Origin of the sequence: Halorussus litoreus (assembly GCF_003382685.1) — an archaeon.
GTDB lineage: Archaea > Halobacteriota > Halobacteria > Halobacteriales > Haladaptataceae > Halorussus > Halorussus litoreus.
In genome coordinates, this window is record NZ_QLVG01000083.1 from 1 (window position 1) to 8,654 (window position 8,654).

General features: G+C 68.4%; 9 protein-coding genes. 1 reads left to right on the forward strand and 8 read right to left on the reverse strand.

The window, feature by feature from the left end; all coding sequences use genetic code 11:
- The 6 genes from DPQ64_RS18070 to DPQ64_RS18095 form a co-directional block, all read right to left on the reverse strand.
- On the reverse strand, positions 1 to 490 hold a 490-nt coding region (locus DPQ64_RS18070), incomplete at its 3' end, for an AMP-binding protein (protein WP_157971780.1).
- On the reverse strand, positions 483 to 1,565 hold the full coding sequence (gene menC, locus DPQ64_RS18075) for an o-succinylbenzoate synthase (protein WP_115865689.1): 1,083 nt from the start codon (positions 1,563 to 1,565) through the stop codon (positions 483 to 485). The genes DPQ64_RS18070 and menC, both read right to left, overlap by 8 nt.
- Complete coding sequence (locus DPQ64_RS18080; protein WP_115865690.1) at positions 1,562 to 2,503, reverse strand: 1,4-dihydroxy-2-naphthoate polyprenyltransferase; 942 nt, start codon at positions 2,501 to 2,503, stop codon at positions 1,562 to 1,564. Before DPQ64_RS18080 ends, menC begins: the two co-directional genes overlap by 4 nt.
- A gap of 177 nt (positions 2,504 to 2,680) precedes the next feature.
- The gene (locus tag DPQ64_RS18085; protein WP_115865691.1) at positions 2,681 to 3,700 is read right to left on the reverse strand and encodes an NAD(P)/FAD-dependent oxidoreductase; all 1,020 of its coding nucleotides are present in this window, start codon (positions 3,698 to 3,700) and stop codon (positions 2,681 to 2,683) included.
- Positions 3,701 to 4,048: 348 nt separating this feature from the next.
- Positions 4,049 to 4,942 (reverse strand): 1,4-dihydroxy-2-naphthoyl-CoA synthase, encoded by an 894-nt coding sequence (locus tag DPQ64_RS18090; RefSeq protein WP_115865692.1) that lies wholly within the window; start codon positions 4,940 to 4,942, stop codon positions 4,049 to 4,051.
- A 441-nt stretch (positions 4,943 to 5,383) separates the two neighbouring features.
- Entirely contained in the window at positions 5,384 to 6,004 is a 621-nt protein-coding gene (locus tag DPQ64_RS18095) for a hypothetical protein (RefSeq protein WP_115865693.1), read from the reverse strand.
- A 157-nt stretch (positions 6,005 to 6,161) separates the two neighbouring features.
- Here DPQ64_RS18095 and DPQ64_RS18100 point away from each other — a divergent pair, with 157 nt between their 5' ends.
- Positions 6,162 to 7,364 carry a pyridoxal phosphate-dependent aminotransferase gene (locus DPQ64_RS18100; protein ID WP_198662196.1) on the forward strand — a complete coding sequence of 401 codons (1,203 nt, stop codon included), beginning with the start codon at positions 6,162 to 6,164 and terminating at the stop codon, positions 7,362 to 7,364.
- A 22-nt stretch (positions 7,365 to 7,386) separates the two neighbouring features.
- Here DPQ64_RS18100 and DPQ64_RS18105 read toward each other — a convergent pair whose 3' ends face one another.
- Together DPQ64_RS18105 and DPQ64_RS18110 are read right to left on the reverse strand one after the other, a co-directional pair.
- Complete coding sequence (locus tag DPQ64_RS18105; RefSeq protein ID WP_115865694.1) at positions 7,387 to 7,785, reverse strand: DUF7522 family protein; 399 nt, start codon at positions 7,783 to 7,785, stop codon at positions 7,387 to 7,389.
- Positions 7,786 to 7,871: 86 nt separating this feature from the next.
- On the reverse strand, positions 7,872 to 8,654 hold a 783-nt coding region (locus tag DPQ64_RS18110), incomplete at its 5' end, for a thiamine pyrophosphate-dependent enzyme (protein ID WP_232820627.1).

Below are 8,654 nucleotides of genomic sequence, written 5' to 3' on the forward strand. Positions count from 1 at the left end.
CGGCCGGCTCGCCGGCCGCCGCGAGCCCAGCAACCGAGTCGTGGCCCGCCGAGAACCCGGCGACCGAATCGTGGTTCGGCGAGTCGACCGAGGCGACGGGCACCTCCGCGATCGCCACCGCGTCGTCCTCCGTGTCGGCTTCGCAGACGAGCAGCGTCAGGTCGGCCACCGCGGCCTGTCGAGATAGCTCTGGACGCGCGAGCCGGGCGTTCAGCGGGACGAGGACCGCGCCGAGTCGCATCGCGGCGTGGACCAGTCGGACGAACGCGATTCGCGTCTCCATCAGCACGCCGAGGTGGTCGCCCTCACGCACGCCGAGGCTCGCCAACCGACTCGCGGTCTCCGCGACGGCGGCGTCGAGGTCGGCGTAGCTCCACTCAGTTCCGTCGTCGGCTTCGATGAGTGCGGTCGCCTTCGGCGAGGTCCGTGCGCGGTGGGCGAGCCAGTCTCGCGCGAGTTTGGAACCATCGCCACTCGCGTCGTCAGTCATGGTACCCCCACGTGTCCGCGGTGCCGTTGCCCGCGCCCTGCGGGACGACCGCGCGGCCGTCCGCGACCGGCGCGATGTCCGGGCCGAGATCGGATTCGAGACGATTGGCGGTCGCGAGCCCGCACGCCGAAACGTCGGGAATCGCGGCCGCGACGTGGACCGCGGCGGTGCGCGCGACCGAGCCGTCTATCGTGGTGGTCACGACCGGCTCGACGCTCGCCTCACGGGCGCGCTCGGCGGCCGCGACCACGGGTCGCGGGCCGCCGAGCGCCATCGGCTTGAGGACGACCGCCTCGGGGTCGACGTCGAGGACGTCCCTGAGCGCGACCCCCGCCAGCGTCTCGTCGAGCGCGACCGGGCCGGAGAGCGCCGCGAGCCCCGCGAGGTCGGTCGCCGGAAGCGGTTGCTCGACGTACGCCAGTCGGTCACCGACCGCGTCGAGGAACTGCTGGGCCGTCGCGCGGTCCCACGCGCCGTTGGCGTCCGCCCGGAGTTCGAGGTCCGGGAGCGCGTCGCTGACGGCCTCGACGCGGTCCACGTCGGCCGCGAGCGGTCGCGCGCCGACCTTGAGCTTCAGACAGTCGAAGCCGGCGTCGGCGGCCGATTCGGCTTCGGCGACCGTCTCCTCGACGGGTGCGTCGCCGACCGTCGCGTTCACCGGGACGCTCTCGACGCGCTCGGCGTCGTCGAGGTCGCCGAATGCGGCGGTGATGTCGCGGTAGAGCGCGACTCGCTCGCGGGACGCACATAGGTCCGCGAGCGCGAGGTCGAGCGCGTGGCGCGCGGCGGGGGTCGCGCTCCGCGAGAGGGATTCGGATTGGGTACCGTCGAGATTCGAGAGGACGGACTCGACCGCCTCGCCCTCGTCGATGGCCTGCGTGGCGTTCGAGAGCACCCTCTCGCACTCGTCGTAGTGCTCGGTCCAGCCCGGCAGGGGCGTGGCCTCGCCGACGCCCACGACGCCCGACTCGCTTTCGAGCCTGACCAGCAGCCCCTCGCGGCGCTCGATGGACCCCCGAGCCGTGTCGAGCGGGTCGGCGAGCGGGAGCGAGAACGACCGCAGGTCTGCGTTCACGCTATCAGCCCCAGCGCGAACAGCACGGCGAAGCCCGCGAGCAGCTTCCCGGTTCGCTCCAGCGCGGGATTCAGCGCCTCGCCCGAGCTATCAGTGACCACGGTGCGTGTGATAGTCGCAGCGTAGGGCAGCGTCAGCAGCGGCAGGAGGACCGCCGGTGAGTAGTCCCGCGCGAGCCAGAACCAGACCGGCGTGAGGTACGCGAGTCCGAGCAAGCCGACGAACTCGGCCCGACTCGCGCGGTAGCCGATCAGCACCGCGAGGGACTTCTTTCCGGCCTCGCGGTCGGTTTCGAGGTCCCGGACGTTGTTCACGACGAGGATGTTCGTGGAGATGGCCGCGACAGGGAGGCTGGCGGCGAACGCCGCGAGGGTGACCGTTCCGTCGGGAATCGCGGTGGGGAACTGTCCCGCGAGCACGCTGGCGGCCTGCACGTAGAAGGTTCCCATCACCGCGACGACGCCGAAGAAGACGAATACGAACAGGTCGCCGAGGCCGTGCGAGCCGAGGGGGTACGGCCCGCCGGCGTAGGCGACTCCCGAAGCCACGCTGGCGAGACCGATGACGAGTATTGGAAGTCCGCCCACCCACACCAGATAGACGCCGACGAGTATCGCCAGCGCGAACGTGGCGTACATCGCGCGCTTGACCTGCTCGGGCGGGATGAGCCCGGACTGGGTGACGCGGGTGAACCCCTCGCGCTCGTCGGTGTCCACGCCCTTCACGGCGTCGTAGTAGTCGTTCGCGAAGTTGGTCCCGATCTGGATGAGGGCCGCCCCGACGAACGCCGCGAGCGCCGGGAGCGGGGCGAACAGCCCCTCGTGTACCGCGAGGCCGGTGCCGACGATCACGGGGGCCGCGGCCGCCGGCAGCGTGTGCGGCCGGAGGGCCATCAGCCACGCGTCGCGTCGGGAGTGTTCGGTTGCGACGTCGCTCATTGTCCGAAGGTTACGGCAACCACACAATAGCATCTGTGGTTTCGGCGGAGTCGAAACTGACGAATCGGACCGTTCCGGAGAAGCCTCGGTCGCTCGTATCTATTCCTTGTCGCGGGAAGCACTTAAACGAACGACCGTCGAGGCGAAGCACGTCGTCGGCAAGTCGGTTCGGTAGCGTCAGTCCCCTCCTGCTGCGCGGAACTCGCGGGCCGCCTCGCGAAGTTTCTCGGAGATGCCGGGCAACTCCTCGTCGCCGACTTCTCCCTCGGAGTCGATCTGGTCGAGCGATCTGGGGAACGGTCGAAGCGTGTAGTGGACGTCGATGCCGGCCTTCGCGCCCTCGCCCATCGCGACAGGGATCTGGCTATGGCCGGGCGAGAGGTCGCCCACGGCGTAGACGCGGTCCACGCTGGTCTCGCCGTGGTCGTCCACGACGACGGCACCGTCCTCGGTGCGCTCGCAGCCCAGTTCGTCGGCGAGGCCGGCGTTGTACGTGCGGCCGTACATCGGGAACCCGCCGCGGTACTCACGGAACGTCCCGTCAGCGAACTCGAAGCCAGCGAGCCAGCCGTCCTCGTCCTTCTCCATCCCGACGACTTCCGATTCGACGATGTCGATGGGGTGTGCGCGGAGTTGACGGTCGGTCTCGTCGCTCCACGCCGGGTCGTCACCGCGAGTCAGCAGGTCGACCTCGTCGGTGAAGTTCAGCATGATCATCGCGACGCGAGCGGCCGACTCGCCGGCCCCCATCACGAACACCGGTCGGTCGACGAACATGTAGGCGTCGCAGTGCAGACACCAGTGGAGTCCCCGGCCGGTCGGCGGGAGCGGCGGGTCCGGGCGTGCATCGTTGAAGCCGGTAGCGAGCACTACGGCGTCGGCGACGAAACCGCCTGAATTGGTTCCCAGCGTGAATCGGCCGTCGTCGCGGCGCTCGGCTGATTCGACGAACTCCCGTTCGTAGTCGGCTCCGTAGTGTTGGACCTGTCTGCGGGCGGTCTGCAGGAACTCCTTGCCCGACACGTCCTCGGTGACGCCGACCACGTTGTGGGTGTCGGCCATCATGGCCGCCCGGCCGCCGCCGCGGTCGAGGACGACCGTGTCGTGTGCGAGTCGCGTGGTGTACAGCGCGGCCGTGAGCCCAGCGGGGCCGCCCCCGACGACCGCGACCTCGTACTCGCGAGTGCTGTCGGTCATCGAATACGAATTCGACCCTGACGGGTTTACGTCTGGGGGCAGCGGCCGGGAAGACCGGGAGTAGGCGAGCGACGGAAGGGAGCGAGCACACCCACCAAGTCACCCCGAGCAAGCCGAAAAACCACGTTGCAAGGAGCCGACGGCTCCCGCACCAGCACTCCTACCGCGAGCGCAGGAACGTGAGCGAGCGGACCAAGGGAGGACCAGCGGGACGACCGCCGTGTCTGCGGGAGCGAAGCGACCGCAGGCTCGTCAGAGCTTTGCTCTGACGGTGTTTTTGGTCGAGCTTTTGCCAGTGAGGGAGGCGGATGCCGCAGGCGTCCGCCGACCGAGCGCAGCAAAAGGTCGTCAGTAATGCCAGTCGAACTCGTCGAAGTCGGGCTCTCGACCCTCGACGAACGCGTCGCGGCCCTCCTGGGCCTCGTCGGTCATGTACGCCAGCCGGGTCGCCTCGCCGGCGAACACCTGCTGGCCGACCATCCCGTCGTCGGTCGCGTTGAAGGCGTACTTGAGCATCCGCATCGCGGTCGGGCTCTTGGCGTTCATCTCTTCGGCCCAGTCGAGTGCGACCGATTCGAGGTCCTCGTGGGGCACCACCTCGTTGACCATCCCCATCTCGGCGGCTTCCTCGGCGTCGTAGTCCTTCCCGAGGAAGAATATCTCGCGGGCCTTCTTCTGGCCGACCTGCTTGGCGAGGTACGCCGAGCCGAACCCGCCGTCGAACGACGCCACATCGGGGTCGGTCTGCTTGAACACCGCGTGCTCCTCGCTGGCGATAGTCATGTCGCAGACCACGTGGAGACTGTGGCCACCGCCGACCGCCCAGCCGGGGACGACAGCAACGACCGGCTTGGGGATGTGACGGATGAGTCGCTGGACTTCGAGGATGTGGAGGCGGCCGCCCTTCACGGCCTGTTCGGATTCTTCATCCGCTCCGTGGTACTCGTACCCCTCGTCGCCGCGGACGGTCTGGTCACCGCCGGCGCAGAACGCCCAGCCGCCGTCCTTCGGCGACGGGCCGTTGCCGGTGAGCAGGACGCAGCCCACGTCGGTCTGGCGCTTGGCGTGGTCGAGCGCATCGTAGAGTTCGTCGACCGTCTCCGGCCGGAAGGCGTTGCGGACCTCGGGCCGGTCGAACGCGATGCGGACCGTCCCCGAGTCGACCGCGCGGTGGTAGGTGAGGTCGTCGAACTCGGGTCCCGCGGGCTCCCACGCCCTGGGATCGAAGATCTCGGATACCATGTGTCGGCGTGGGGTCGGCGGCCGCAAAAAGATTCCTCGTTGGACTCTCGGGAGACAGTGAATTTGCGGAATGTCACTGTGCTATGAATGTGAGCGAACGAGATGCTGTAAAAGTGAACGGACGAAAGAAGCTAGCTACTGCTTGCGCCTCAGCGTGACCGCACCCCGACAGCACTGCAACAGCGACCGCGCCGCACCCCGACCGCACCGCACCCCCGACCGCGCCGCACCCCCGACCGCACTGCAACCGCACGGCACCGCAACCGCACAGCACCGCACCGCAAAAAGCCTCTCAGACCTCCCCAACCTCGCCGACCGCATAAACGCGGTCGCTTCCCTCGCGCGGATGGACGCGGCCACGAGAGGCCGCGCTCGCACGCGCCGGGCTGGAAAGTGAAAAGCCACGAAACTGTCGTGGAGAACTCCTCGGTGGCTCCCCCGTTAGTTCGTCTCGCCGCCGATACTCGTCGTCTCGCCACTGCTCTCTGCGGTCCACCGGGCTGCGAAGCCACCAAGATACCCGAAGACGACCGGGTAGCCGATGCCTGCGTAGAGGATGCTCTGCAGGAGCGACGGCCCGATAGCGGGCCTGCCCACCGTGAAAAGCAGACCGCCGACGATACAGCACGGGACGTAGCCCAGCGCCACGCTCGCCCCGGTGTACTGCTCGCCGCGAGCGCCGTAGGTCGTCGACGTTCGCGCGACGAGGAAGCCAGCCGCGACGAGCGCAATCGGCGGCAGGAGGTAGAGGAGCTGGAACTGGCCACCGGTGCGAGAGACCAGATTCAGCGTCAGCGTCGTGCCGAAGTCCGGGAGCGGAGCGACGAGCTTCGCGTTGTGCGCCGAGTGGAGGAACCAGCCGACTGCCTTCCACGTCGGAATCGACCCGTCCACGAACGTCGTGAACGCGTCCGCGTCGCCGTACTCCATCTCGACCTGAATCGACTGGAGGGCGGTTCCGACGCGCGAACCAAGTAGCGCGAACGCGACGGCGAACTGCGCGAGATACGCCAGCACGCCGGCGGGGATCGTGCGCCGTAGCGATATGTACGAGAACGCCATGGTCAGAATATAAATTCTTCCGACAAGTTAGTTTTGGTGACTCGGAACACGCTCGTACTCTTCGATGATCTCGACTCCTAACTCCCAACTCTCGACTCCCGGCTCCTGAGGTTCCGCGAGACGAACTTACTTGGTCCGAGGCTCCGTTCGTGACGCCATGACCGACACCAGCCAGCGGGCCGCGTCCCGGCGGATGGCCGACCGGGTAGGAAGCCTGAATCGCTCGAAGATCCGCGTGATGTTCGGCCTCGCCGAGCGCGAGCAGCGCGAGACGGGACGCGACCTCGTGCGCCTCGAAGTCGGGGAACCCGACTTCGGCACGCCCGAGCACGTCATCGACGCGGCCGCGGAAGCTGCTCACGACGGCGCGACCCACTACACCGAGAACGCGGGCATTCCCGAACTCCGCGAGGCCATCTCGGACACGATGGCTCGCGAGAGCGGCGTGGCGTACGCGCCCGAGCAGATCACGGTCACGAGCGGCGGGATGGAGGCTCTGTCGCTCGCGATGCTGGCCATCGCCGGGCCGGGCGACGAGGTCGTCGTGCCCACGCCCGCGTGGCCGAACTACGTGAATCAGATCCGAATCGCGGGTGCGACCCCGGTCACAGTTCCCCTGTCGGAAGAATCGGGGTTCGACCTCGATCCGGACCGCGTCGCCGACGCGATCGGCGAGGACACCGTGGCGGTCGTGCTCACCAGCCCGTCGAACCCCACCGGTCGGGTGTACGACGAGGACGCCGTGCGCGAGGTCGCGCGGGTCGCGAACGCCCACGACGCCTACGTCATCGCCGACGAGGTGTACGGCCGGCTCACCTACGACGAGGCGTTCCGGGGCGCGGCGTCGTACGTCGACGCGCCCGAGAACGTGCTCACGGTCGACTCCTGCTCGAAGACGTACGCGATGACCGGCTGGCGGTTGGGCTGGTTCGCCGGTCCCGACTCCGTGGTCGAGGCGGTGACCAGCGTCGGCGAGAGCACGACCGCGTGCCCGTCGAGCGTGAGCCAGCAGGCCGCGCTCGCGGCGCTGACCGGCCCGCAGGACGCCGTGGCCGAGATGAAGATCGCCTTCGAGGAGCGCCGGGACTTCGTGGTCGAGCGCGTGGCGGAGATGCCGGTGGTCTCCTGCCCGCGCCCGGAGGGAGCCTTCTACGCGTTCCTCGACGTGAGCGACCTCTCGGGCGACAGCTTCGCGGTCGCGAAGCGGTTGCTCGCCGAGCAGGGCGTGGTCACCGCGCCGGGCGAGGGGTTCGGCGACGCGGGCGAGGGCTACCTCCGGCTCAGCTTCGCGAACAGCCTCGACCGCATCGAGGAAGGATTAGATCGCATCGAGGCGTTCGTCCGCGCGGAGTCCGAGTAGTCGTCAGGTCGGTCTGGGAAAACTACCCCTCCATCGCGTCCATGCACTGGCCGAGGAACGTGTTGTGGATGGCGAACACCTCGCCGTCGAGCGCGACCGCGATGCCGCTGGTCTCGTCGTGGGCGAAGTGCATCTCCACCGCGTCGTCGAAACACCGGACCGTCGCGTTCAGCTGTCCGTGGGCGTACAGGCTCTCCTGATGTGGCTTCTCGACGGCTTCGAGTCGCACGTCGCGGACGACCTGCACCACGTCGTCGTCGGTGTACTCGTCGGCCACGTCGTCACGGACGAACAGGACCTCGCTGTCGTCCTCGTCGTAGCGGATGACGCTTCGGAGGTGGTCGCCGACGTACTCCCGGAGGAACTCGGTCAGGGCTTCCGCTGGCGTTCCGGTCCTCGGTTCGGAGGGCGTCTCTGTCATGTGTTCCGATAATGTTACCACCCATCAGACATTAATCTTGTCGTCGAAATAGCGGCAGAAGGTAGCTGTGCACCGCCTCCGCGAACTCACCCGCCGAGTTCGTCAGCCACGCGCTCGGCGATCTCGTCCCGGAATCGGTGGCTCTCTTCGGCGTCGGTGACGACCTCGATGACCTGCGTTCCCGCGCTGGCGACCGACTCGCGGAACGCCGACCGGAACGCCGGGAGGGCCGCGACGCGCTCGAAGTCCAGTCCGTAGAGGTCGCCGGTCGGTTCGAAGTCGAGGCCGTGGGGCGTGCGGAACTGCTCGGTGAACGGCGGGTCGAAGTCCTCGATGGGGAGCATGTGGAAGATGCCGCCACCGTCGTTGTTGACCTCCACGATGGTCGCGTCCACCCCGCAGCGCGCGACCGCGAGCAGGCCGTTCATGTCGTGGTAGTACGCGAGGTCGCCGGTGACGAGGACGAGCGGGTCGTCGGTCGCGCTCCCCGCGCCCAGCGCCGTGCTCGTGACGCCGTCGATGCCGCTCGCACCCCGGTTGCCCAGCACCGTCAGGTCGGCGTCGCGAGGTTCGCCGAACCGGTCCAAATCTCGGACCGGCATGCTGTTCGAGACCATCACGGTCGCGGGGTCGGGCGCGTCCCCGGCAATCACCGACAGGATCGCGCCCTCGAACAGTCGCTCCTCGCGCGCGTCGGTGACGAGGTCCCAGTACCGGCGTTCGGTCGCGGCGAAGCGCTCGCGCCACTCGACGCGCTCTCGATCTGCCTCGGAGTCCCCCACAGAATCGAGCCCCGACGCGATTCGCTCGGCGAATCGCGTCGGGTCGGCCGCAAGCAGGTCGGTCGCGGTGAAACTGGCCTCGCGCCA

Excerpts from the sequence above, each read along its gene's own strand:
- DPQ64_RS18080 (WP_115865690.1), bottom strand. The coding sequence starts at position 2,503 with ATGAGCGACGTCGCAACCGAACACTCCCGACGCGACGCGTGGCTGATG.
- DPQ64_RS18085 (WP_115865691.1), bottom strand. The coding sequence starts at position 3,700 with ATGACCGACAGCACTCGCGAGTACGAGGTCGCGGTCGTCGGGGGCGGC.
- DPQ64_RS18090 (WP_115865692.1), bottom strand. The coding sequence starts at position 4,942 with ATGGTATCCGAGATCTTCGATCCCAGGGCGTGGGAGCCCGCGGGACCC.
- DPQ64_RS18095 (WP_115865693.1), bottom strand. The coding sequence starts at position 6,004 with ATGGCGTTCTCGTACATATCGCTACGGCGCACGATCCCCGCCGGCGTG.
- DPQ64_RS18100 (WP_198662196.1), top strand. The coding sequence starts at position 6,162 with ATGACCGACACCAGCCAGCGGGCCGCGTCCCGGCGGATGGCCGACCGG.
- DPQ64_RS18105 (WP_115865694.1), bottom strand. The coding sequence starts at position 7,785 with ATGACAGAGACGCCCTCCGAACCGAGGACCGGAACGCCAGCGGAAGCC.